This is a genomic window from Acetobacter conturbans, assembly GCF_011516755.1.
GTDB classification, from domain to species: domain Bacteria; phylum Pseudomonadota; class Alphaproteobacteria; order Acetobacterales; family Acetobacteraceae; genus Acetobacter; species Acetobacter conturbans.
On sequence record NZ_WOSY01000001.1, the window covers coordinates 69774 to 92526 of the forward strand.

General features: G+C 61.6%; 20 protein-coding genes. 9 read left to right on the forward strand and 11 right to left on the reverse strand.

Annotated features, from left to right (window positions below; translation table 11 throughout):
* Positions 1-81: 81 nt before the first annotated feature.
* From groL to GOB81_RS00320, 4 genes are all read right to left on the reverse strand, one after another.
* Positions 82-1725: a chaperonin GroEL gene (gene groL, locus GOB81_RS00305; protein WP_173568385.1), complete on the reverse strand. Its 1644-nt coding sequence runs from the start codon at positions 1723-1725 to the stop codon at positions 82-84.
* 56 nt (positions 1726-1781) lie between these two features.
* Positions 1782-2075, reverse strand: coding sequence for a co-chaperone GroES (locus GOB81_RS00310; protein WP_173568386.1), 294 nt, complete (start codon positions 2073-2075; stop codon positions 1782-1784).
* A 622-nt stretch (positions 2076-2697) separates the two neighbouring features.
* The gene (locus tag GOB81_RS00315) at positions 2698-3876 is read right to left on the reverse strand and encodes an SMP-30/gluconolactonase/LRE family protein (protein WP_173568387.1); all 1179 of its coding nucleotides are present in this window, start codon (positions 3874-3876) and stop codon (positions 2698-2700) included.
* A 78-nt stretch (positions 3877-3954) separates the two neighbouring features.
* Positions 3955-4158 (reverse strand): cold-shock protein, encoded by a 204-nt coding sequence (locus GOB81_RS00320; RefSeq protein WP_173568388.1) that lies wholly within the window; start codon positions 4156-4158, stop codon positions 3955-3957.
* 103 nt (positions 4159-4261) lie between these two features.
* On the opposite strand from GOB81_RS00320, the gene arsC reads away from it, so the two are divergent.
* The gene (gene arsC / locus GOB81_RS00325; protein ID WP_173568389.1) at positions 4262-4618 is read left to right on the forward strand and encodes an arsenate reductase (glutaredoxin); all 357 of its coding nucleotides are present in this window, start codon (positions 4262-4264) and stop codon (positions 4616-4618) included.
* A gap of 753 nt (positions 4619-5371) precedes the next feature.
* Here the strand turns inward: arsC and GOB81_RS17865 are convergent.
* A complete protein-coding gene (locus GOB81_RS17865; RefSeq protein ID WP_277876849.1) occupies positions 5372-5497 on the reverse strand; it encodes a hypothetical protein in 126 nt (41 codons plus the stop codon).
* Between the two features lie 20 nt (positions 5498-5517).
* Positions 5518-5979 carry a flavin reductase gene (locus GOB81_RS00330; RefSeq protein WP_173568693.1) on the reverse strand — a complete coding sequence of 154 codons (462 nt, stop codon included), beginning with the start codon at positions 5977-5979 and terminating at the stop codon, positions 5518-5520.
* A 170-nt stretch (positions 5980-6149) separates the two neighbouring features.
* Here GOB81_RS00330 and GOB81_RS00335 point away from each other — a divergent pair, with 170 nt between their 5' ends.
* Complete coding sequence (locus GOB81_RS00335; RefSeq protein WP_173568390.1) at positions 6150-7211, forward strand: enoyl-CoA hydratase/isomerase family protein; 1062 nt, start codon at positions 6150-6152, stop codon at positions 7209-7211.
* A 244-nt stretch (positions 7212-7455) separates the two neighbouring features.
* Here GOB81_RS00335 and GOB81_RS00340 read toward each other — a convergent pair whose 3' ends face one another.
* Positions 7456-7791, reverse strand: coding sequence for a hypothetical protein (locus GOB81_RS00340; RefSeq protein WP_173568391.1), 336 nt, complete (start codon positions 7789-7791; stop codon positions 7456-7458).
* Positions 7792-7989: 198 nt separating this feature from the next.
* Between GOB81_RS00340 and GOB81_RS00345 the strand changes: the two genes are divergently transcribed.
* The 3 genes from GOB81_RS00345 (at position 7990) to der (ending at position 11720) form a co-directional block, all read left to right on the forward strand.
* Complete coding sequence (locus GOB81_RS00345; protein ID WP_173568392.1) at positions 7990-8679, forward strand: hypothetical protein; 690 nt, start codon at positions 7990-7992, stop codon at positions 8677-8679.
* A 67-nt stretch (positions 8680-8746) separates the two neighbouring features.
* Entirely contained in the window at positions 8747-10138 is a 1392-nt protein-coding gene (locus GOB81_RS00350; protein ID WP_173568393.1) for a PQQ-binding-like beta-propeller repeat protein, read from the forward strand.
* 58 nt (positions 10139-10196) lie between these two features.
* Entirely contained in the window at positions 10197-11720 is a 1524-nt protein-coding gene (gene der / locus GOB81_RS00355) for a ribosome biogenesis GTPase Der (protein ID WP_242009975.1), read from the forward strand.
* Positions 11721-11825: 105 nt separating this feature from the next.
* Here der and GOB81_RS00360 read toward each other — a convergent pair whose 3' ends face one another.
* Positions 11826-13691 carry a Hint domain-containing protein gene (locus GOB81_RS00360; RefSeq protein WP_173568395.1) on the reverse strand — a complete coding sequence of 622 codons (1866 nt, stop codon included), beginning with the start codon at positions 13689-13691 and terminating at the stop codon, positions 11826-11828.
* Between the two features lie 507 nt (positions 13692-14198).
* On the opposite strand from GOB81_RS00360, the gene GOB81_RS00365 reads away from it, so the two are divergent.
* A complete protein-coding gene (locus tag GOB81_RS00365) occupies positions 14199-15110 on the forward strand; it encodes an MIP/aquaporin family protein (protein WP_173568396.1) in 912 nt (303 codons plus the stop codon).
* Positions 15111-15223: 113 nt separating this feature from the next.
* On the opposite strand, the gene GOB81_RS00370 is transcribed toward GOB81_RS00365, so the two are convergent.
* Positions 15224-15649 carry an OsmC family protein gene (locus tag GOB81_RS00370; protein WP_173568397.1) on the reverse strand — a complete coding sequence of 142 codons (426 nt, stop codon included), beginning with the start codon at positions 15647-15649 and terminating at the stop codon, positions 15224-15226.
* A gap of 555 nt (positions 15650-16204) precedes the next feature.
* Positions 16205-16975 (reverse strand): MgtC/SapB family protein, encoded by a 771-nt coding sequence (locus tag GOB81_RS00375; RefSeq protein WP_173568694.1) that lies wholly within the window; start codon positions 16973-16975, stop codon positions 16205-16207.
* A 389-nt stretch (positions 16976-17364) separates the two neighbouring features.
* Between GOB81_RS00375 and GOB81_RS00380 the strand changes: the two genes are divergently transcribed.
* The 3 genes from GOB81_RS00380 to GOB81_RS00390 all read left to right on the forward strand — a co-directional run bounded on the left by GOB81_RS00380 (position 17365) and on the right by GOB81_RS00390 (position 20102).
* Positions 17365-17829, forward strand: coding sequence for a nuclear transport factor 2 family protein (locus GOB81_RS00380; RefSeq protein WP_173568398.1), 465 nt, complete (start codon positions 17365-17367; stop codon positions 17827-17829).
* Between the two features lie 177 nt (positions 17830-18006).
* Entirely contained in the window at positions 18007-19380 is a 1374-nt protein-coding gene (locus tag GOB81_RS00385; protein ID WP_173568399.1) for an 8-oxoguanine deaminase, read from the forward strand.
* 275 nt (positions 19381-19655) lie between these two features.
* Positions 19656-20102: a GNAT family N-acetyltransferase gene (locus tag GOB81_RS00390; protein WP_173568400.1), complete on the forward strand. Its 447-nt coding sequence runs from the start codon at positions 19656-19658 to the stop codon at positions 20100-20102.
* Between the two features lie 191 nt (positions 20103-20293).
* Here the strand turns inward: GOB81_RS00390 and GOB81_RS00395 are convergent, their stop codons facing one another.
* Complete coding sequence (locus tag GOB81_RS00395) at positions 20294-22429, reverse strand: FUSC family protein (RefSeq protein WP_173568401.1); 2136 nt, start codon at positions 22427-22429, stop codon at positions 20294-20296.
* Positions 22430-22753 lie beyond the last annotated feature (324 nt).

Sequence of the window (22753 nt, forward strand, 5' to 3'; positions counted from 1 at the left end):
GCCATCTGCGATGGTCATAAAAAAAAGGAGGGCGAAACCGCCCTCCCCTCTTTTGCAACAGAGTGTGCAGGAATGGATGGATTAGAAATCCATGCCGTCCATGCCACCCATGCCGCCGCCACCCGGCATCTGGGGGGCCTTCTTTTCCGGACGCTCGGCGACCATCACTTCCGTCGTGATGAGCAGACCGGCGACGGATGCCGCGTCCTGCAGAGCCGTGCGAACGACCTTCATCGGATCGATGATACCAGCCTCGACGAGGTCCTTGTATTCACCGGCCTGTGCGTCGAAACCGAAGGTGTAGCTCGGGTTCTCGAGCACCTTGCCTGCGATGACGGCGCCGTCTTCACCTGCATTGTGCGCGATCTGACGCAGCGGAGCCTGAAGGGCCTTGCGAATGATTTCGCCGCCGACCTTCTGGTCTTCGTTGTGGTAGTGCAGGTGGCCGAGGGCCACGGATGCACGTGCCAGCGCGGTGCCACCACCCGGAACGATGCCTTCTTCGACAGCGGCGCGGGTTGCGTGCAGGGCGTCATCGACGCGATCCTTGCGCTCCTTCACCTCGATCTCGGTGGAACCACCGACGCGGATGACGGCGACGCCACCGGCGAGCTTCGCGAGACGCTCCTGCAGCTTCTCACGGTCGTAGTCCGAGGTTGTTTCCTCGACCTGCGCGCGGATCTGGGTGCAACGGCCCTTGATGTCGTCCTTGTTGCCTGCGCCTTCGACGATGGTGGTGTTCTCTTTCGAGATGTGCACCTTCTTCGCCGTTCCGAGCATTGGCAGCGTGACGTTTTCGAGCTTGATGCCGATGTCTTCGCTGATGACCTGACCACCGGTGAGGATGGCGATGTCTTCCAGCATGGCCTTACGACGATCACCGAAGCCCGGTGCCTTGACGGCAGCGATTTTCAGGCCGCCACGCAGCTTGTTGACGACGAGCGTGGCCAGAGCCTCGCCATCGACATCTTCTGCGATGATGACCAGCGGACGACCGGACTGCACGACGGACTCAAGCAGCGGGAGGATCGGCTGCAGGGAGGACAGCTTCTTCTCGTGGATGAGGATGTACGGGCTATCGAGATCAGCCGTCATCTTCTCTGCGTTGGTCACGAAGTACGGGGAGATGTAGCCGCGATCGAACTGCATGCCCTCGACGACGTCGAGTTCGGTCTGGATGCCCTTGGCTTCCTCGACCGTGATCACGCCCTCGGAGCCGACCTTCTGCATGGCGAGCGAGATCATCTCGCCGATCTCTTTCTCGCCATTGGCGGAGATCGTGCCGACCTGTGCGGTCTCGGCCGGAGAAGTCACCTTCTTGGTGTTCTTCTTCAGCTCTTCGACGACGGCGGTGACAGCCTTGTCGATGCCGCGCTTCAGGTCCATCGGGTTCATGCCAGCGGCAACAGCCTTGGCGCCTTCACGGACGATAGACTGAGCCAGCACGGTTGCCGTGGTGGTGCCGTCGCCAGCCGTGTCGTTGGTCTTCGACGCAACTTCACGCACCATCTGGGCGCCCATGTTTTCGAACCTGTCGGCAAGTTCGATTTCTTTTGCGACCGACACACCGTCTTTGGTGATACGGGGCGCGCCGAAGCTCTTTTCGAGCACGACGTTACGGCCTTTCGGGCCGAGGGTTACTTTTACGGCATCGGCAAGAATATCGACACCGCGCAGCATGCGCTGACGCGCTTCACCGCCGAACTTTACGTCCTTGGCAGCCATATTGAATTCTCCTTGAAAATGAAAACGGACTTCAAAGGGGGATCAGGAGCCGGTGATCAACCGGCGATCACGCCCATGATGTCGCTTTCCTTCATGATGAGCAGCTCTTCGCCACCGATCTTAACTTCGGTGCCGGACCATTTGCCGAACAGCACGCGGTCACCGGCCTTCACGTCGAGAGCCACGATCTGGCCCTGTTCGTTACGTGCGCCAGCGCCGACGGACACGATCTCGCCTTCCATCGGCTTTTCTTTCGCCGTGTCAGGAATGATGATGCCACCAACGGTCTTTTCTTCGCCAGTGAGGCGACGGACCACCACACGGTCGTGCAGGGGACGGAATTTCGTCATTATGGATTGCTCCACATTTCTATCTAGGGCGACGCCCTCGTTTATAAAGCAACGTCGCCGCGTGCCACGCGCTCTACGCCGCGGTGCGTTAGCACTCCCACCCCGGGAGTGCCACGTATGGAGATAGGTGTGCTCAGGGGGAGTGTCAAGGAGTAGCTGCGCTTTTACGCCACAACGAATATCTCTTTTACTGACAACACGTTTTCTTGATTTTAACGTTTTTCGTCATCAGAATTTCTTTTAAAACAGGCCGGCAGTGAGGGTGAGCCTCATCACAGGTTCGGGAGGTGGCCGGAGCTTATGGCGTTCTTCTCGTGATGATGGTCTCACAACGGCTGAAATTCTCCACCCGACGTCAGGCGGCGCTGCCCTGCTTCACCGTTATGGCTGGCTGGAGTGGGGGCTTTTTCGGGCTGGGATGCTGGTTTGGGTGTTCATGTGGGGAGCGTGCTGTCTCTTTTGGGCGGCGGACGCATGGTTCCGTGAGGGTTGGGTGTCGTGTCCGGCCCGGCGGCGCAGGTGTGCGGTGTGCGGTGTGCGGTGTGCGGTGTGCGGTGGAACCGCCGTCCGTATGGGCTGTGGGAGGGAACCCGGCTGGGCACGGGCGACGGCGGGATGTGTTTCACTTTCCCGTGAGGCTGATGCGGACGAGGATATAGGGACGTTCCTGCATGTCTTTTCCGTCGTGGAAGGCCGGGAGGCGTGACCACTGGCCGACGGTGAGGAACAGGCTGTCGAGCCTGTCGGTCGCCGGACTGGCGGGAGCGATGCTGTCGGGGGCGATGAGGCGGGGATCGTGCGCGACGAGGGTGAGCGTGCCGTCGGGCGCGCGGCGGGTTATGCCGTGGCGCTCTTCGTCGGCCATGTAGAGGCTGTCGTCGGGGCCGGTGAAGATGCCGTCCACGACGCCGACTTCGCCTTCGTCATGGATGGCCTTTCGGATGGTCGCATCGGTGGCTGCGGGATCGGCCAGCGTGGTGGTCGGGGCGCTGTAGAGGCGGCGCGAGGAAAAGGGCGACCAGTAGAGGCGGCTGGAATCGCGGCTGAGACCGATACCGTTGACGCCGCCCTGCGGCATGGCGGCGTGGTCTGGGTTGTAGCGGAAGAGTTTGCCGTCGAATTCCGTGACATGGCCGGGGGCGGCGCTGACGGTGGGGTCGTCGGCCAGCAGGCGGCGTGCTTCTCCGCTGGCGATATCCAGCGCGATCAGGGCCGGGTGCGTTGTCTGGGAGGTATCGGAGATGAAGGCCGTCCCTGCCCTGCCGTGGGTGAGATCGACGCGGATATCGTTGAGGTGGCTGTCGGGCCTGACGGCGGGGGCGGCGAAAGTGAAGCGGCGCAGGATGCGGTTGCTGGCGGGGTCGATCAGCAGGATGGCCGGGGTCTGCGGTTCGGTCTGGCCAGCGGTCGCGCCTTCGTCGATGACCCAGAGATGTCCGGCGGCATCGACGGTCATGCCGAGGGGGGATTTCATCAGCTTCTGGCTGGGGGCGTCCGGAAAGGGGGTCAATGTCGTTCCACCGTGCCAGATGGCGAGCACCGGACCGGGGTGGGTCTGGGCGCTGGTGGGGAACGAGAGGACGATGCGCCCGTCAGGCAGGCGGGCGATGCCGGAGGGCTGGGCGCTGGAGAAGCGGGCGACGACGGTGATGTTGCCGGATGGCGCGGCTCCGTGATCGACGCTGTCGGAGGCGTGGATGGGGGTGGTGCCCGCGAGGAGCAGGCCGGACAGGGCGAGCAGGCTGGCCGTCAGGCGAGCGTGTTTTGTCAGGGCGCGCGTGGGCGGCCGGTGAACTGGCATCCGATCGATCTCCCGGATTTCAGGGCTTCTGGAAAGGAGCGCACGAAGCGGGGGATTCGACCGGGTGCGCAGGTGATCTCAGATTTTCTGGAGGTTGGTTGCGGAGGACTTGCCGCGATCTTCGACCACGTCGAAGCTGAGGCGTTCGCCGTCGGCGAGACCCTGCCAGCCGACGGCCTGCACGGCGGTGATGTGCACGAAGACGTCCTTGTCGTCATCGTCAGGCTTGATGAAGCCGTAGCCTTTGGTGGTGTTGAACCATTTCACGGTCCCGGTCGGCATGGCGGACGTCCTTCTCAGATTCTGGTCATTCTGGGCGGGGCTTGGGATGCTCCGCCTGACAATATAAAGCGACGGGAGCACTCTCTTGTCGAGGAACATCTCCATGCAGATCACTCTTTATCACAATGCGCGGTGCAGCACTTCGCGGAATATCCTCGCACTTCTTCGGGAGCGCGGGCTGGATGTGACGATTATTGAGTATCTGAAGACGCCGCCTGACCGGGTGACATTGCAGGGGCTGGCGGAGGCCAGTGGCGTTGGGATTCGGGGGCTGCTGCGGGCGAAGGAGGCTCTGGCGGGTGAGTTGGGGCTGACTGCGCCGGATGTGTCGGAGGACCGCATTCTCGATGCGATGGTAGCGAATCCGGTGCTGCTGAACAGGCCGATTGTGGTGACGCCGCTTGGTGTCCGGCTGTGTCGTCCGCCTGCCTGTGTGGAAGAGGTGCTTCCGGCTGTCTGACGGCGGGAGGGCGGTCTCGGGTGCTGGGTGCTGGGTGCTGGGTGCTGGGTGCTGGGTGCTGGGTGCTGGGTGCTGGGTGCTGGGTGCTGGGTGCTGGGTGCTGGGTGCTGGGTGCTGGGTGCTGGGTGCGTCGGGCATCACAGTAGTTTAGGTGTCAAGAGGATGCTTTAATCGGCTTGGCTGGTGTCAGGATCGGCTTGATAAGCCGGGGGAAAGGCTGTTTCGAAAGTGCTCGGGTGGCGATTTGACGGGCGTTTTCCGTGCTCCGATGTTCACGGCCTGCATGGCTGTTTTACTTCAGTGCTCAGAAACCTACGCTGGTCGTGCGCCTTCTCCGGGGTGGTCGCGCTCAGCGGAGAGCTTTTAAAACCGACTCTTTTAGGTGTCTGGGTGGCCGAGATTTGGGCACCGGGATCAGTTTTGCCGGGCGTCAGGCGCGCCCGTGTCAGGTGCGTCCTGGCAAGTCTGGCTGGGCGTTTTTGTGGGCCGGGATCAAGGGCGTCGGGGCCAGTTTTTCCGTGTGTCAGGTAGGCTCAAGGAGAAGGGTAACGCCGTGTCAGCGTGCCTCTGGTCTGACCTGACGTAAGAGGCTGTTTTAAACAGCTCTCTGTGCGCGTTTTCCGTGCTCAGATGCTCACGGTCTGCACGACTGTTTTGCTTCAGTGCTCAAAAATCTACACGGAACGCGCACCGCCTCAGGCGTGGCCGCGCTCAGCGGAGAGCTTTGGAGACTGTCTCTCAGTCTCCCGGTTTTCAGCTTGGCAGGGACCAGTCGAGCCATGCCATGCCGACGATGAACACGGCGAGGCAGATATGGGAGACGATGAGGATGCGCGTCGTGACGACGGGCACTTCGGTTTTGGGGCGGCAACTGGCCATTGGTGATCCTTCCTGACGCCTTATGACGGCTCGGCGTGCGGCAGATGATGGTATGCGCGGTTGAAGTAGACAAGTGCGGGCACGGCGCCACCGAGCCTTACGGCGCGGACCTGTCCGAAGAGGACGCTGTGGGTTCCGACCTCGACGATGCGGTCGATCTGGCAGTCGAGGGAGGAGATGGCTTCTTCGAGGACGGGGGCGCCGGTGGCGAGTGTGGTCCAGTGTCCGGCGGCGAAGCGTTCGAGGTTTTCGAGCGGGCCTGCGAAGCGGTCCGAGAGGTGTTGCTGGCTGGAGGCGAGCACGTTCACGCACATGGGTGCGCCTTCCTGGAAGGCTGAGCGGACGCGACTCGCGCGTTTCAGGCAGACGAGGATGGTCGGGGGATCGTCGGTGACCGAGCAGACGGCGGACGCGGTGAACCCTGTGGGATTTTCGAGAGTTCCTGTTGTCACCACTGTTACGGCGGCGCCGAGGCGGGCCATTGCCTCTCTGAAAATTTGTCCGTCAACGCTCAAGCTGGTGTCCCTTCATCTCACGCGGTCGTGCTGTCCGTCCTTCATACTGTCTACTTGTTCGAGATTAAAAGAGGTGTGCCAAACGGATATAAACCGGGGATGAACACACCACCTCTCCGTGACCAAGGATTGTGCGCATGACGGAAAGCCAGCCTCCCATCCGCTCTGAGCGCCGGGGCCATATCGGCCGGATCACGCTCGACCGGCCTCGGCAACTGAACGCGATCGATATCGGGATGGCCCGGGCGATCATGTCGCTTCTGGAGACATGGCGCGACGACGATGACGTGCGGCGGATTGTGATCGATTCGGCGTCTGAGCGGGCGTTCTGCGCGGGGGGCGACATCAAGCGGCTGTATGGGCTGATCGGCACGGATGGTGCGGAGGTGGCCTATCGGAACATGGTGGTTCCTTATGAGGCGATGCTGGCTATTGCGCATTATCCGAAACCTGTCGTGACGCTGATGGACGGCATTGCGATGGGCGGCGGGATTGGGGTTGGCGCTCATGCGCGGCATCGGGTGGTGACGGAGCGTTCGGTGCTGGCGATGCCAGAGACCATCATCGGGCTGACGCCGGACGCGGGGGGCTCGTGGTTGCTGGCGCGTGCGCCGTCCGCTTCGGAGGGATTGCGTCATGCTCTGACGGGGCAGCGGATGTCGGGCGCGCAGGCGATGGCGATGGGATTTGCCGATCATCTGGTGTCGTCGGAGCGGCTGGGAGCGGTGCGGGAGGCGCTGGCGGCGTGTGAGGATGGCGAGGAAGAGGCGGTGCTGCGCGGGCTGGCTGAAATGGTTTCCGAGGATGTGGGGGCGTTGTTTCCGGCGGGATCGGCGGCGCTTTACGATATTGCCATTGCTGATCCGCATGAGGGTCTTCCGGAACTGCTGAAGCGTCTGGAAGCTGTTGCTGGGCGGCCGGGATATGAGTGGGCCGAAGCGGATCTGGAGATTTTGCGGCAGGTCTGTCCGTTCTCGCTGTGCGTCACATGGCGGGTGCAGCAGGAGCAGCGCCTGTCGTCACGGTCTCTGGACGAGGCGTTCGCGCTGGAAATGCGGGCGGTGCGATGTCTGGTTGCGCGGCCTGATTTCGCGGAGGGTGTTCGGGCGCGGGTGGTGGACAAGGACAATGCGCCGCGCTGGTCGCCTTCGGTGGTGGCGGAGGTTGATCCGGCGCTTGTGGAGCGTTGTCTTGCCTGACGGCTGTGGGTTTCCTGATTGGGGTTCAGACCTGATCGGTTCAGGCCAAATCGGTTCAGGCAGGGTGTGTCAGGGGCTGTTTACTGGCACTTTTTCACAGGTAATTTGCTGAACGAGAGCGGCCTGATGGCGTGCGACGGGTTGGGTTTTTGAGCATTTCGGTGGAGCGGCCATGCGGGCGGCGCGCATCGGAATGAAGAAAACGCGCATGGGATTGCCCACGGAGAGCTTTTGAAACGGTCTGTCAGTAGCTGTACTGGCTGGATGGCGGGGTATTGGAATACGGCTTGTTCAGGCGCACGGCGTTCTGTTCGGCGGTCAGGCCGGTGGGGCCTTCCGCGACGGAGCGGGCGACGTTGGGCATCAGGTCCGGGCGGCTCCAGCAATCCACGCCGCTCCATCCCTGCGTGCAGTAGGGCTGTGGCGGAGGAGGCGTTTCCGGCGGCGAGCACCAGCCGGTTCCGTTCATCAGTTCGGTGGTTGAACAGGAGCGGCCGGTCGCGAAGGAGCCGATCTGCGGCACCGAGCATCCGGCGAGCAGTGGAATGAGGCCAAGGGCAAGGAGGCGCGTGCTGTGCATGGCGGGTATCCTGCCGTGCACGGGTGAATAAAGCCTTACTTCGCGGGGATGGGCGTGGCCTGTGCATAACGGGTTTGCCGCCGGAGTGGCTCCCCGCTATTGTCCGGACATATTCAGGGGTCGCGGTTGCGCGCCGTTTGCCGGTTTTTGCTGGCGCGGGGTGTTGTGCGGCCTGTCTACAGGGAGAAACAGTTACCCGTGTCCGACGAGATTTTCAGGGAAGTGGACGAGGCCGTGCGGCTGGAGCGCCTGCGCCAGGCTGCCCGTCGATTCGCGGGTCTTGGCCTTGGGGCCATCATTCTTGTCTGCGCGGGCATTGGCGGCTGGGAGTATCGCGAGAGCCAGCGCGCGCGTGCGGATACGGCGCAGTCGGCGACCTATATCAAAGCGCTGCATGATCTGGGTTCGGATGCGTCGGTGGCGGGGCTTAGCGCGCCGCTGAATCCGGAACAGCAGAAGGCTGTTGCGGCGCTGATGGAGACGGGTCGGTCGGCGCGTCCCGATCTGGGGGCACTGGCGCGTCTGCGTGTGGCGTCTTCCGATGCGTCTCATGGCAGGCTGACCGATGCGCTCGCGATCTGGGAGGGCATTCGTCAGGATGCGCATGTTGCGCCGGTGCTGCGCAGCATGGCGTCGCTTCTGTGGTGCGAGTGGCAGCTCGACACAGGTGACATCGCCACGGTGCGTTCGCGTCTGTCTCTTCTGGCGAGTGAGAGCAAGCCTTTCGCGGCGCTGGCGAACGAACAGCTGGCGATGCTGGACATCCGGGCTGGCGATCTGAAGTCCGCGCGCGGGCGTCTGACGGGTCTGGCGCAGGACTACAATGCGCCGAGCGGTGTGCGGATGCGCGCGGGCGGCCTGCTCCAGACGCTGGACCAGCAGGGCTGAGGCCCGGACCAGAGACGAAGCCTTTTCACGTATTCCACGCTCCATCCTGCCCATCGAGAGTGCCTGCATGTTCCAGTCCCCGCTCAAAAGCCGCCGCAGCTTTCTTCGCAAACTGCTGACCGGGGCGGCCGTCGTGCCGCTCGGGGCCTGTCATCTGTTCGACGACGATAAGAAGCCTCTTCTCGTGGGGCATCGGGTGCCTGTGACGCCGTCTCATGGTGGTCTGGTGGTGACGAGGAGCAAGGACGCCCTTGCGACGCCGATCACGATTCCCGCGCCGCTTTCGACGACGGAGTGGCCGATCAGCGGGCGCATTCCGAGCCATATCGGGGCGAACTATGCGTGGGGCGGTCTGAAGCATCGCTGGAGTCATTCCATCGGGCACAGCACGTCCGAGCCTGATCTCCTTGCGTTCGCGGCGCTTGGCTCCAATGGGCAGGGTGTTTTGCAGGCGTCACCGGTCATTCATGACGGGCGCATTTTCACGCTGGACGCGGCGGGCGACGTGCGGGCTTTCACATGGCCTGGCATGGAGCATCGCTGGACGTTCAACCCCAAGCCGCACCGGATGCAGTCGAGCAATCTGGGTGGTGGTCTGGGTGTGGATGGCGACACGCTTTATATTGTGGACGGCATTGCGCAGACGGTGGCTGTCGAGGTTGCGACGGGCAAGGTGAAGTGGCGGGTGAATGTCGGCACGCCGGGCCGTTCGGCGCCGACGATCGAGAAGAACCGTGTGTTCTTCAGCACGCTTGACGATCGTCTTTTCGCGATCGATGCGACGAGCGGGCATCAGCTCTGGTCCTATGACGCCAGCATGTCGTCGACGGTGATGTTTGGCGCACCGGCTCCGGCTGTTGTGGACGGGGTGGTTCTGGCTGGTTTCGGTTCGGGTGATCTTGTGGCGCTTCGCGAGGAGAGTGGCGAGGTGGTCTGGAGCGACACGCTTGGGGCGGGCAATGGCCTGTCCTCGCCTGCGGATCTTGCGTGTGTGCGCAGTCTGCCGGTGATCCGGAACGGCACGGCTTATGCGATGAGTGTGGCGTCGTCGCTGGTGGCCTTCGACATGCGTTCGGGTCGTCGTCTTTGGGAGCGCACTGTGGCGGGTGCGAACCCGCTTCTGGTGGTTGAGGACTGGCTGTTTCTCATCACGCTGGACGGGCAGGTTTCGTGTCTTGACCGTCTGAGCGGCGATGTGCGCTGGATCACGCAGTTGCGTCAGTATCTCCGCGTGGATGCGAAGAAGGACGGCGTGGCGTGGACGGGTCCTGTTCTGGCGGGTGGCAAGCTGCTCTGCGTGAGCACGCTGCCGGAGAACGGCATCGTCACGCTGGACCCGCTCAATGGCAGGATTCTGTCGATTGACGCGCTCCCTGCCCCGACGACGGTCGAGCCTATTTTTTCCGATGGTCAGATGCTGATCATCGACAACCGGGGTGATCTCAATTCCTATGGCTGAACGTAATCGTCCCACGCGGGGGTCTGGCAGATCCGGCAAACGCGGACAGAAACATCCCCTGCGTCCGGAGTCCCCCCTGCCCGCTTCCGGCCTTCCGACCGTGGTGATTGCGGGACGGCCGAATGTCGGCAAATCGACGCTGTTCAACCGTCTGACGGGGCGTCGGAACGCGCTGGTGGCTGACATGCCGGGCGTGACGCGCGATCGCAAGGAAGGCGAGGCGCTGATGCGTGGCCGGACGGTGCGGATGATCGACACGGCGGGTCTGGAAGAGGCTGCGCCGGAGACGCTGTTCGGGCGCATGGGGAGTTCGTCGGCTCTGGCGGTTGAGCAGGCTGACGTTGTTCTGTTCTGTGTGGATGCGCGTGCGGGCATCACGCCTGCGGACAAGCATTTCGCTGTCTGGCTGCGCCGTCAGAACCGCAAGGTTTTGCTGGTGGCCAATAAGGCCGAGGGCAAGTCCGGCGCGGCGGCTGCCATGGAGGCGTTCTCGCTTGGTCTGGGGACGCCGATCGGGGTTTCCGCGGAGCATGGCGAGGGCATTGCCGATCTGATGACGGAGATTGTCGCGGCACTTCCGGCTTTGCCGCCTGCACCGGAGCCGGAAGAGGGCGAGCCTGTCATTGAAGAGGCGCCTCGCCGACGGGGGAAGAAAGAGGAAAAGCCTGTCACCTTTGCGTCTCTCGTGAGTGAAGAGGACGACGAAGAGGGTGTGCCGGAGGAGTTTGCGGACGCGGTTTTCATCGAGGATGAGGCGGCTGAACCGGGGCTTCTGAGGATTGCGTTTGTTGGCCGTCCGAATGCGGGCAAGTCCACGCTGATGAATCGCGTTCTTGGCGAGGAGCGGATGATTACCGGTCCGGAGCCGGGGCTGACGCGGGATTCCATTGCTGTTCTGGCGAAGGACGAGCAGGGCGAGGTTCAGCTTGTCGATACGGCCGGTCTGCGCAGGAAGGCGCGGATTGACGAGCATCTGGAGAAGATGTCGACGTCTGCGACCATTGAGGCACTGAAGCGGGCGGAGATTGTGGTTCTGGTTGTCGATGCGACGCTGGGTCTGCATGAGCAGGATCTTCAGATTGCGCGTCTGATCGAGCGTGAGGGTCGTGGCTGCGTTCTGGCGCTGAACAAGTGGGATGCTGTTGAGGATCGCGTGGCGACACGGCAGGCGATCTATGACCGGCTGGAGACGTCTCTGGCGCAGATGCGCGGGATTGAGGTTGTCTCGTTCTCGGCCAAGACGGGTGCGGGTGTGAACCGGCTTCTGCCTGCGGTGCGTCGCACGGCGGAGGTGTGGAACAGCCGTGTTCCGACGGGCGAGCTGAACCGGTGGTTCGACATGATGCTGGCGCGGCATACGTTGCCGCTGGTGCAGGGGCGTCGTCTGAAGCTGCGTTACATCACGCAGGTGAAGAGTCGTCCGCCGACCTTCGTGGTTTTCGGAACGCGTGCGGAGCAGTTGCCGGAGGATTACCGGCGCTATCTGGTGAATGGCCTGCGCGAGACGTTCAAGCTGAACGGCGTGCCGATCCGGTTGCAGTTGCGCGGGACGACGAACCCGTATGCGAACGAGCGCGACTGAGGGCGTTTACGGGTCGGCGTGGTGTGCATGTCGGCCCGGTCTTTTCGGGGTTTAAGGTTGCTGGGCCGGGGTTGGCGGCTCGGGACATTCATGGGGTGTTGAGGGCTACGGCGTGTCGGTGGGCCCGTCGAGGATCTTGGCGAAGACCTGTTTGACGCGACCGCTGCCGTAGGTGTCGCGCACATGCTTCAGGCCCCAGAAGGACGCCGCGCCGCGTGCGATATCGTTGGTGTAGAGGTGAGTGAGGCGGTCTACGAAGGCGTTGTCATCGGCGGCGACGAGGCGGGCGCGCATTCCCTCCGGCACGCCGGTTCTGTCCGCCACGGCGGGGCTCATGATGCACGGGACGCCCAGTGCGAGGGCGTGCAGAAGACCGGCATTCAGAGAGCGGGCATCGATATCCGATATGACGCAGAGCCGGGACAGGTTTAGCGCCTCATCGAGAGTGTCCTGACCGGGCAGGATTTCGACGTGCGGGCCGGACAGGGCGGCGAAGGCGGTGACCGGGCCTGCTGCGAGGATGCGGCAGGGGATATCGGGAAAGACGGCCCACACGCGCCGCATGATTCTGTTCACGAACCATCGGGCCTGTTCGGCTGAGATGCCGGTGCCCCCTGCCCCCGGCAGGATGATTCCGGTGCGGGTTCCGGTATCGCGGCCGGGCGTTGTCGTGCGGAACGGCTGCGGGAGGCTGAAGACGCGCGCGGTCGGGACGAGTTGCTTGAGTGTTGCGCCGTCGCTGGCTTCGGTGAGCAGGATGCTGTCGGTCTGGCTGGCGATGGCGCATTCGCGCAGGCGCATGACGAGGGCCTGCTGATGGAGTTCGGGGCGTTTTTCCTGTGTGGCGCGTTTGTCCAGCACGGGAAACAGCAGCCTGTCGGCGGCCATCATGATGTGGGCCTGTGGCTGATAATGGCGTGCGAGAGCGATGTAGAAACCTGCGACCTGTTCGCCATCGAGATAGATCACATCGAAGCTGTTCTGTTCTGAGCGAAGTTTGTCTTCGACGGAGAGCGGGGCATCGTTTTCCGGCTGCGTGATCGCGGGTGGGAAGACGGACAGGGAGAAGCCGAGGTCTTGCAGGGCGGTGAGGTGCGCAGGAAGGTTCGTGGTTTTTTCCTGCGTCTCGCTGTTCGGAAGGGTGAGGATGAGGGCTTGCCGCTGTGGTGGCGGGTCGATGGCCGGGGCATCTTTCTGGTTGAGTCTGTCGAGAAAGATGCGGAGTTCGGCGATGTGATCGGCGGCACTTTTTGCGGGGGGAAGCGCCGGGTTGTCCGAGGGGGCGGACGACTCTTTCGGGGGTGGTTCCGTGAGGATGGCGCTCTCTGATTTGCGGTTTTGCGTTTTGCGGAGAAAGTCACCGGCGCGGCGGGCGGTGCGCAGTTGCAGGGCTGCGAGCATCAGGCCCTCGGTGACGGGCTGGAAATGTTCCAGTGGCGCGATGGGAGGTCGATCGGGGCAGAGCGCACGGAAATCGGTGAGATTGTCGAAGATCTGCCGGTTACCGCCGCAGGACACTTCGACGGGCAGGTTTTCCGCGAAGATGATGTCCGGTGTTTCGAGTTCGATGCGGAAATATTCGGCGATGGCGCCTGTTGCGTCGGGTCTGATCGTCGCGCCGTTGATGAGCAGTTCGACGGGGACGAGCAGTGTGTCGACGAGCACGGTCTGTCGGGGGGTGAAGGCGACCTTGCCGCTCGGACACCCGCTGGCGAGTGCATCGGGTTCGAAGATGACGGCGGGTGAGGTTGTGGCGATGGGGCTGGTCTGGTGGCCGATCCAGAGGATGGGGCGGAGGGCGCCGGAGAGGGTGCGGAGGCTGTCGCCGGGGCTCAGCTTTTCTACGGGAATGGCGCCTCGCTCCGTTTCGATGCGGGTGCCCTGGAGGATGCGGCCCGGAATCGTGGCGGGGGATGAGACGATGATCCCGGTGCCGGAGGGCAGGCTGGGAGAGGCGCCGGAGCCTGTCATCCGCGCCCTGCCCTGCGGCTGTTCCTGCTGGTGTTTGGCCGTTTCATCGGGGGGATGGTTACGGGGGAATGATAAAGAAACGATTAGGTGGTTTGGGTCGCCTTTGTCGGAGTGCACAAGCGTCGGACGTTCGCATGCTGGTCGTGACTGGGGGCAAGCTGACGCTGTTCCTTGTATGGATTTGGAACAGGACTGCATGCGCTTCGAATGACCGGCATCACGGCCTTTGCAGTCTGTCTGATGGTCGCGGTCGAACAGAAACTATTGGCGCAATGATGGTGTTCTGGACTGAAGCATCTGTCCCCGGCAGATGAGAAGTGATCGGAAATTGTAGGGGATGCTCCTCTGCGGAACCAGCAATTGCAACATGATGTTGCAGGGGTAGCATGAAGAAAGCGAGACCACCTGCGGCGTCGGGTTCTGGTCCGGAAGAGGTGAGCGGCGAAGGGGCATATTTCGCAGGCAAATGAGCTCTCGCTGGCATGCAACGGCAAAGAGGCTCGAGAGATGACTGAAACCCGGCAGACTGATCCGCATGACGTGGAGGATCGTCCTCTTGCTGGTCATCCGCATCCGGACCGTCCGTTCCACTGGAAGCTTTATGCCTGCGAGATGGTGGCCACGGTGGTCCTGATGGTCTGCGGCATTGTCTCGGTCGCTCTTCTTACGACGCCGCTTACGCCTGTCGGGCGAGCCCTTGCGTCGCATCCTCTGCTGCAGACTGGGTTATGCGGCCTTTTCTTCGGTCTTTCGGGGACGGTTGCGGCCTTCACGCCTTTTGGCCGTGTCAGCGGCGCGCATCTGAGCCCATCCATTTCTCTGGCTTTCAGTCTGGCAGGACGTCTCAGCGCCATCGATTTCTGCGGTTATATGGCGGCTCAGATGACGGGTGCCTGCCTTGCGACATTCTTCCTTGCGGAACTGGGCAGGTTCTGGCCGTTCTGGGGAAGGATGGCGCACGTCTCTTCTTATGCTGCGACGGTGCCGTTCGATGGTGTTGCCATTCTGTGGCCGCTGGTGACGGAAACGCTGCTGACATTGTTTCTCGTTCTGATGGTGTGTCGTCTCGCGGCTCACCCTGGCCTGAAATGGCTTACGCCGTGGGCTGGCGGCCTGTATTTCCTGATTTGCAATCCGATTTCAGCCTGGCTGTCCGGCAACAGTTCCAATCTTGCCCGCAGTTTCGGTCCCGCGCTTTTCAGCGGCCAATGGGGCGGGTTCTGGATTTATGCGGCGGGTCCTTTTATCGGTGCATCGCTGGCCGTGTTGGTGCTCCGTTCCAACCTGCTGGGTCGTATTGATCTTGAGGAAGCGCGGCTGGTGAACTTCGGCCATCACGGTCGCATTCCTTCCCTGTGGCATGCTGGCCGCCGCCGGCCGGAGGGAGGAGACGGACGGGGTGTCCCGCCAGCGTCCTGAAGGAAACGAGTGGTTTCATCAGGCATGATGCGTTTTTCTGCCGGTCAGGGGTGTCGTCGCACCCGGTATCTTCCGCTTGTCATCTGCGAGGTTCGGGATGAAGGAACGGGTGTTCAGGCCGGGACTGGCCCAGCTTCATTTCCCAGCCACTCAATTGTAATCGGTGCGTCTACAGCTAACGCCTTGTGCACTGGGCATGCATCAGCCGCTGCCGTCGGTTTGCGTTTCTGCCGTTCATCAAAAACACCTGGCACCTGTACGGTCACGTCGATCCGGATAATGCGTCCCGGGGTGCCGCCCATTTCCTTGTCCACTATAACGCGCGCGCCCGGTATGGCGGTATCCATGGATCTCGCTGACAGTTCCATGATGGACAGAATGCATCCACCCAGTGAGGCCGACAACAGATCGGTTGGTGAAAATGTCTCGCCTGCACCACCCAATTCCTGAGGTGCATTTGCAATCACCACTGTACCGGTTGGCTCATGCTCCGCTCTGCACCGCAGGCCACCCTCATGAACCACCATCACACTGGCCATAGAACTCTTTCCGATCGATATTGTTTTAAGGGTAGCCCTCTCGTAACTGAGGTCGGAAAACAAGCCTGTGCACAAAGCTGGATTTCAGTTCTGTCGTATTGGAACCGGGCTTGGTCCGGGTATCGGGGATGTATTGGCCATTGAAATTTCTGAGCGCCACACAGATATCGTTGGCTGCAGAAAATGTATCCCGGGTGTCCGCTTTTCGGACCCGGAGAGTGCCCTCACCAGTCTTGTGCTGCGGCGCCTAGGGTTCGTAAGTCGCGTGCTACATCAAAGAGGGAACCGGAATCCGGTCGGGCCCAGATCGTTCTGGGCAGGGTCGGACCAGAACCGTGACACGTCCAGTGCCGAGGGCTCATACCCGCTTTTCTGATCGGAGCTTCATGCTCGCAATGTCCCGAAAGAGGGCATCTACTGACAGGCAGGTCAGGCCGAGAAAGCAGATGGACGGCGGCACAGTTAAAACAGGACGGAAAGCAGCCATTGCTTCAGGAGTCAGTTTGTCTTGCGGCCCTCAAAAGGAGCGAAAAATACACGGTCTGTGAAGTGGAGTTAATCCATGGCCGTATCGTCGATTGTTCCTATATTCTGCACGCCAGGGACGGTGCTGAGAGCGGCGATCAGATGGGATACCGGGCGTTTTCCTTTGACCTGCATCGACAGGGTCACCAGACGATCGTGCCTTTCGTTCCCCCGATCCTCTGGCCATGCAGTCCTTTCCTGATCGGCAGCGTCCTCTGTGGCCTCCTGATGGTCGTCATAATGGCCATTCTGATTAATCTGCACCTGATCAATGATGAAACGTAAGCGTGTGCAGGTCACCAGAATGAGACGGAGCACTCCCTGGCCGTCACGATAGGAAATCTCCATCCGGACGGCACTCCGACCACCCTGAGGAATGGCGCGTGTGATGAACGGGAACCCAAACATGATGATGAAGTAAGCCACGGTTGTCGCTATGGCGAGCATGGTGAGCCCTGCTCCGGCTGCCATACCAAGGGCTGCGGTCAACCAGACGGACGCTGCGGTAGTGAGTCCACGCACGACGTTTCGGCGCATGAAGATCAGTCCTGCACCGATGAACCCGATGCCGGAAACGACCTGTGCAGCCACACGTGAAGGGTCAAGAACGACCTTGTCGGCGGCGATGACATCATTAAAACCGTGTTTCGATACAAGCATGAAAAGTGCTGCGGACAATCCGACTAAAGAATATGTGCGCAAGCCTGCACTTTTCTGCCGATATTCTCTCTCAATCCCGATTAAGGCTGACAGTGAAAAGGCGATAAACAGATCAGAAATCTGCTGTAAGCCTGCTGTCATCACGAATGATTCTCCCTCATATTTTCCTGATAATTCGAAACGATACAGAGAGTTTACGCTTTGAGTAACCTTACGGTTTCAGCTCAGAGCTGCCCAAAGTATCCCGGTTTTAGTCAGACGCAATGTGTAAAATTGCAGGTGCGGCAGGTAAAGCGGCGGTCCGTATGGTCGTCGATTGCGAACGCGCCCGGGAAAGCCCGTCCGCGAAAGTGTCACGGTATCTGGGCGCATTATGTCCGTTTCCGGAGGTAAGACCGGATGAGAGGATCGGGAGCGTGTCGCAATCATCCTGATATCGGGCACGGTCGTATGTGGGAGATGGCGTGTGACATGCTGGTTCGCTAAGCTGTGGCTTATCTGTCTGTCACCGCCTGAAGGAAAGTTTCGCCATGTCGCGTCCGCCTGTTCCACCGTTTGACGCTGAAACGGCTGCTCTCAAGACCCGTATGGCCGAGGATGGCTGGAACAGTCAGGCGCCGGAGAAGGTGGCACTGGCCTATACCCCTGACAGTGTGTGGCGCAATCGGTCTGCGTTCATTCGGGGACGCGCGGAGATTGTTACGTTTCTTGAGCATAAATGGGCGCGTGAGCAGGACTATCGGCTTATCAAGGAGGTCTGGGCGTTTCGGGGCAACCGGATTGCCGTGCGGTTTGCCTATGAGTGGCGTGATGCGGGCGGTCAGTGGTTTCGGTCCTATGGCAATGAGAACTGGGAGTTTGACGAAGCAGGGCTGATGAGCGTGCGGCATGCGTCGATCAACGATCTGGCCATCGACGGGCGTGAGCGGCTGTTTCACTGGGATATGGGACGCCGTCCGGATGGGCATCCGGGGCTTTCCGAACTGGGGCTGTGAGGGCGGTCTGCCGGATGGGGTGACTGTCGGGGATGGCGTTGGATGAGGGACGTCGAAACTTTGCTTTTGCAGTAGGGGCTTGCGGACAGGCGGCATCACCCGGTTAAGTGGGGTCATGGTTTTCTGTGGTGTGAGGGGCTGTCTCCTTCGCACCGGTTCTGCGGAGATGTCTGGCCCATGCCTTCCACCACCCTGCTTCGGAATGCCCATGTTTTGACCATGGATGATGCCGGCACGGAACTTGCCGGCGGCTGGGTTCGTGTGCGCGGGGCTGTGATCGAGGCTGTGGGCGCGGCTTCTGATGATCCCGGTCCTGTTGATGAGAGCATTGATCTGGCGGGGCATGTGTTGCTGCCGGGTCTCGTCAACACGCATCATCATATGTATCAGACGCTCACGCGCGTGATTTCCGGTGCGCAGGATGCTTCCCTGTTTGGCTGGCTGAAGGCGCTTTATCCCATCTGGGCGCGACTGACACCGGAGATGATCCGGGTGTCGACGCGCACGGCGATGGCGGAGCTTCTACTTTCCGGCTGCACGACAAGCAGTGATCATCTCTATCTTTTTCCGAATGGGTCTTCTCTGGACGATCAGTTCGAGGCGGCGGCGGACATGGGGCTGCGCTTTCATGCTGCGCGCGGGGCGATGAGCGTAGGGGAGAGCAAGGGCGGGTTGCCGCCGGACTCTCTTGTCGAGGATGAAGCGGAAATCCTTCGCGATACACAGGCGAAAATTGAACGCTGGCATGATGCGTCGCGTTTTTCCATGCGTCGGGTTGTCGTGGCGCCCTGCTCGCCTTTCTCGGTCAGCACGGATCTGATGCGTGAGTCGGCTCTTCTCGCGCGGGCGACGGGGACCACGCTGCATACGCATCTTGCTGAAAATGACAGCGACGTTGCTTACAGTCGCTCGGTCTTCGGGTGCACGCCGGCGGAGTATGCCGAGGATCTTGGCTGGACGGGTCCGGATGTGTGGCATGCTCATTGCGTGAAGCTGGACGAGGCGGGGATTGCGCGTTTCGGGCGGACCCGCACGGGGGTGGCCCACTGTCCCTGCTCCAACATGCGGCTGGGTTCGGGGATTGCGCCGGTCACGCGGATGCGTGCGGCGGGTATTCGTGTGGGTCTGGGTGTGGATGGCTCGGCTTCGAACGACAGCAGTCACATGCTGGCGGAGGCCCGGCAGGCGATGCTTCTGTCCCGTGTCGGAACGGCCAGTGAGCCGGATGTGGAGAAGCGTCATTTCATGACGGCGCGGGAGGCGCTGGCGCTGGCCACGCGGGGTGGTGCGAAGACGCTGGGTCGGGACGATATCGGGGTTATCGCGCCCGGTTTTGCGGCCGATCTGGCGGCGTTCGACCTGCGTGGCGTGGATCATGCGGGGGCGCAGTCCGATCCGGTGGCGGCGCTTGTCTTCTGCACGCCGTCCCGTGCGGCGCTGACGATGGTTAATGGCAGGCAGTTGGTTCGGGATGGTCGGCTTCTTGGCTCTGACGAGCGCGGGCTTGCGGAGGTTCATAACCGGCTGGCGCGAGAGTTGCTTGTGTCGTGAGGGACTGGCGGGGCTGAGCGTGTGTCCGGGGCGGCGGTCGGGTTTTGTGGCGGAAGGTGGAGGCGGCCCTGTTTTCGGGGCGTTCGTCTTTGGTGGGGTTGTCCGGGATGTTTCCTGAGAGAACGGGCTGATTTTTGAGGTCGGTGGAGTGAGCCGACAGGGTGGAAGGGGCGTTTATTCTTCCATTTTGGTGCGATATCGTTCTGTTTCTGCCGGACCGGTCTTGTTTTCCGGGCGCCCTCTTTCCATGCTTCGCGCAAAAGAGAGCTGTACATATGAGCAATCAGGTCGTGGTCAGAGATCTTTGCGCGTCTGACGAAAGCGCATGGCGGGACTTATGGGCGGGTTACAATCGTTTTTATAAGGCTTCGGTGCCGCCGGAGGTGACGGTGCGCACATGGGAGCGGCTTCTCGATCCGGCTACGGCGCTGTTCTGTCGTGTTGCGGAACTTGATGGCCGGGTCATCGGGTTCAGCAACAGTGTTCTGCATGACGGGACGTGGGTGATTGGGAAAATCTGTTATCTGGAAGATCTGTTTGTCGATTCCGAGAGGCGCGGCAACGGCGTTGGGCGTGCGCTGATCGGGGATCTGGTGACGCTTGGACGGGAGCGCGGGTGGGCTCGGCTATACTGGCATACGGCTCGTGATAATCCGGCACGCGGGCTTTATGACAAGTTTATCGGTGCTGATGATTTCGTCCGATATCAGATGAGTCTGTAAGAGGCTGTTTCGAAAGCGCTCTGCTGGTGATCCGAAGTGTGGTTTCCACGCCCGGATGCTCATGGCCCGCAATGGCTGCTTTGCTTCAGTGCTCCAAAACACATGCTGGTCGGGGGCGCTCTCACTCAGCCGAGCGCTTTTGGAACAGCCTTCAGGTCAGGGCATGGGGTTCCGGAGGTGTCTGTTCTGATTCAGACGAGTGCCGCCTGAGCCTGTCCGAAGCGTGGGTCGAGCAGGAGATTTGTGCGGCCCAGTTCCGTCGAGACGATCATCAGGCATCCGATGGCCATGGTGACGCGGTCTCGTTCGAGGCCGGTCGAGGCGTGTTCGATACGTGTCAGTTCATCAAGCGCCTTATCGACGATGGCTTGCAGGCGCGTGGCGGAGGCTGCGGACGGGCCGAGGGTCCGGAACATGGTTTCCATGACATCCCGAGCGGACGCGGGTAGTCCCTCGTCTTTGATGAGGAGGCGGGCCTGCATGAGGTTTCTTCCCATTGTCATGGCTGAGAATGCACCTTTCAGCAGGCTATCCATGACGGAGGATGCGAGGCGACTGCCGTTGGCGATCAGCAGTTCCATGTTCTGGACGATGAATCCGACCCATATCGGTTCATCGACATGGCTATCCGCGCGGGCGATGCGATGGAGGGCGGTGATCACGCGTGAGCGGAACATGACGAGGAAGGATGGCAGGCTGAAGGGGAGGATGTGGCGGAAGATCAGCACGCCGAACCACAGTCCGGCCAGCAGGGCGAAGCTAGTGTTGAACCACTGGATTTCGTCTGTTCGGAAATGGTTTTCCGGTCCGATCATGTAGGGGAAGAAGTTCACGAAGGAGGCGGCGAGTGCTGCGGTGGCGGGATTGCGTGTTGCGAGGCCACCGATGACCATCGGGATTCCGACGGCGAGGCACAGCACGGGATAATCGGCGGTCAGTGGCAGGACCAGAAAAACGGGAATGATGGACAAAAGCACGGCCCAGACGGCGCCGTAGAGGAAGTTTTTGCTGGCGAGCACTGTATTGCTGAAGGATGCGAAGCGGGCGCAGATGACGGCGACGAACGTGACGAACAGCGCGCCGTATGACCATGCCGTGACTTCCCAGATGAGGGCTCCGATCAGCACGGCGGTGGCGGAGCGGATTCCGTTGGCGATGGTTGCGCGCCAGTCGGGTGGTCTTACCAGTCCGAAGCGCGCGGAGGCTCCGGCTTCGGCGGGGTCGCCTGCATAGCAGCCGAGGAGGCGGTGAAGTTCTTCCAGCAGGAGGGCGGTTCCCTGCAGGATGACCCTGTCTCTCAGGGCTGTGCCGGTGTCCCTGTTCTCGTCGGGACCGATGGTTGTGTCCACGCCGTTCTGGCAGCGGGAGAGCAGTTCCCTCACCTCCTGTCTCAGCTTTTCCAGGGCGTCCGTTTCCGTGAGGCCAGCGGGCAGGCGTTCGAGCAGGTCGGCTGTATCGCGCAGGACCGGCGTGGAAAATCCGTCTGGTATGGTGCCTGCGGCGGCCAGTCGGCTTCGCATTCCCACACCGCGAGAGGCGAAGCGTGTCACCTGCCCCAGTGTCGCGCTGGCGAAACGGACGACGGGTTCATTCGGGCCGGTTTCGATGGCGCTGAACTCCATCCGGTCGCTGAGGGCGAGGGTCAGCGAGAAGATTTCATGCAGGCTGCTTTCGGGGGGTGATTTTCGCAGCAGGATGTCGCGCACGACGTGTGCGGCCTGTGTGATGATCTGCTGCAACTGCGCCTGGATGGCGCGTTTTGCGCCTGTGGCGGCGTCTGGCACGAAGAGGGCTCCCACGGCCATTTCGCACACGACGCCGAGCAGGATGTATGTGCCGCGCGATACGGCGATGCTGAACACCTGATCCTGCGCATCGACGGAGGAAATGGCGACGATGGCGCAGGTATAGGCTGTCAGCACGAAGGCGTAGCTGCGGAAGTTGTGGACCAGAGTGCCGAGGGCGGTGCAGAGCCCGACCCATCCGGCGAGCAGGGGGAAGAACAACCATGGCTGTTGCGGGGTCATGGCCACGAGGGTCATGGCCGAGACCACTCCGGCGAGCGTCCCGACGACGCGCCACCGTCCCTTGGAGATACTTTCGCCACGGGTGCCCTGTGCGACGATCCATGCGGTCATTGCGGCCCATTGGGGCTGCCCGAGTTCCATCCCGAACGCGATGGCGAGCGCGAGCAGGGAGGCGCAGGTGGTTCGGAGTGAAAACCCCAGTGCGGCGAGGCGAGGAGCGAAAAGCCAGCGCAGGGAGGATGGGGAGATGGTCAGGGCGTTGAGGCAGCGTTGCAGGAGCGAAAGGGGAGAAGGTGACATTCTCGCACCTTGCCATGACGGCGTGTTTGCTGCCACCGGGGAAGTGAATGGTAGCGGGGAAAAGGGGTGGGATCAGGTTCTGTCCCTCATGGTCCGCCTTAACGGACGCCACACCTTAAACTGACGGACTGCGATGGCAGATGTCAGCCTTCCGTTAACCATACGCTTCTATTGTCGGCTCATGAGACTCGCCTGTTTTTAGGTAAAGCCATGAAGGTTGTCTGGTCGTCGCGCGCTGCGTTCACGGCATTGTCGAGTATCAGAACGTCGGCCTTTCGCGGTCGGCCGGAAATTGTATCAGGGGTTCAGATCATGATGATGCGC

Bases quoted from the DNA above. Each gene is read 5' to 3' on its own strand.
- GOB81_RS17865 (WP_277876849.1), bottom strand. From the start codon at position 5,497: ATGGCCAGTTGCCGCCCCAAAACCGAAGTGCCCGTCGTCACGACGCGC.
- groL (WP_173568385.1), bottom strand. From the start codon at position 1,725: ATGGCTGCCAAGGACGTAAAGTTCGGCGGTGAAGCGCGTCAGCGCATG.
- GOB81_RS00315 (WP_173568387.1), bottom strand. From the start codon at position 3,876: ATGCCAGTTCACCGGCCGCCCACGCGCGCCCTGACAAAACACGCTCGC.
- GOB81_RS00370 (WP_173568397.1), bottom strand. From the start codon at position 15,649: ATGGCCAGTGTGATGGTGGTTCATGAGGGTGGCCTGCGGTGCAGAGCG.
- GOB81_RS00335 (WP_173568390.1), top strand. From the start codon at position 6,150: ATGACGGAAAGCCAGCCTCCCATCCGCTCTGAGCGCCGGGGCCATATC.
- GOB81_RS00320 (WP_173568388.1), bottom strand. From the start codon at position 4,158: ATGCCGACCGGGACCGTGAAATGGTTCAACACCACCAAAGGCTACGGC.
- GOB81_RS00340 (WP_173568391.1), bottom strand. From the start codon at position 7,791: ATGCACAGCACGCGCCTCCTTGCCCTTGGCCTCATTCCACTGCTCGCC.
- GOB81_RS00385 (WP_173568399.1), top strand. From the start codon at position 18,007: ATGCCTTCCACCACCCTGCTTCGGAATGCCCATGTTTTGACCATGGAT.
- GOB81_RS00330 (WP_173568693.1), bottom strand. From the start codon at position 5,979: ATGGCCCGCCTCGGCGCCGCCGTAACAGTGGTGACAACAGGAACTCTC.
- GOB81_RS00360 (WP_173568395.1), bottom strand. From the start codon at position 13,691: ATGACAGGCTCCGGCGCCTCTCCCAGCCTGCCCTCCGGCACCGGGATC.
- GOB81_RS00380 (WP_173568398.1), top strand. From the start codon at position 17,365: ATGTCGCGTCCGCCTGTTCCACCGTTTGACGCTGAAACGGCTGCTCTC.
- GOB81_RS00365 (WP_173568396.1), top strand. From the start codon at position 14,199: ATGACTGAAACCCGGCAGACTGATCCGCATGACGTGGAGGATCGTCCT.
- GOB81_RS00350 (WP_173568393.1), top strand. From the start codon at position 8,747: ATGTTCCAGTCCCCGCTCAAAAGCCGCCGCAGCTTTCTTCGCAAACTG.
- GOB81_RS00375 (WP_173568694.1), bottom strand. From the start codon at position 16,975: ATGACAGCAGGCTTACAGCAGATTTCTGATCTGTTTATCGCCTTTTCA.
- GOB81_RS00310 (WP_173568386.1), bottom strand. From the start codon at position 2,075: ATGACGAAATTCCGTCCCCTGCACGACCGTGTGGTGGTCCGTCGCCTC.
- GOB81_RS00395 (WP_173568401.1), bottom strand. From the start codon at position 22,429: ATGTCACCTTCTCCCCTTTCGCTCCTGCAACGCTGCCTCAACGCCCTG.
- GOB81_RS00390 (WP_173568400.1), top strand. From the start codon at position 19,656: ATGAGCAATCAGGTCGTGGTCAGAGATCTTTGCGCGTCTGACGAAAGC.
- arsC (WP_173568389.1), top strand. From the start codon at position 4,262: ATGCAGATCACTCTTTATCACAATGCGCGGTGCAGCACTTCGCGGAAT.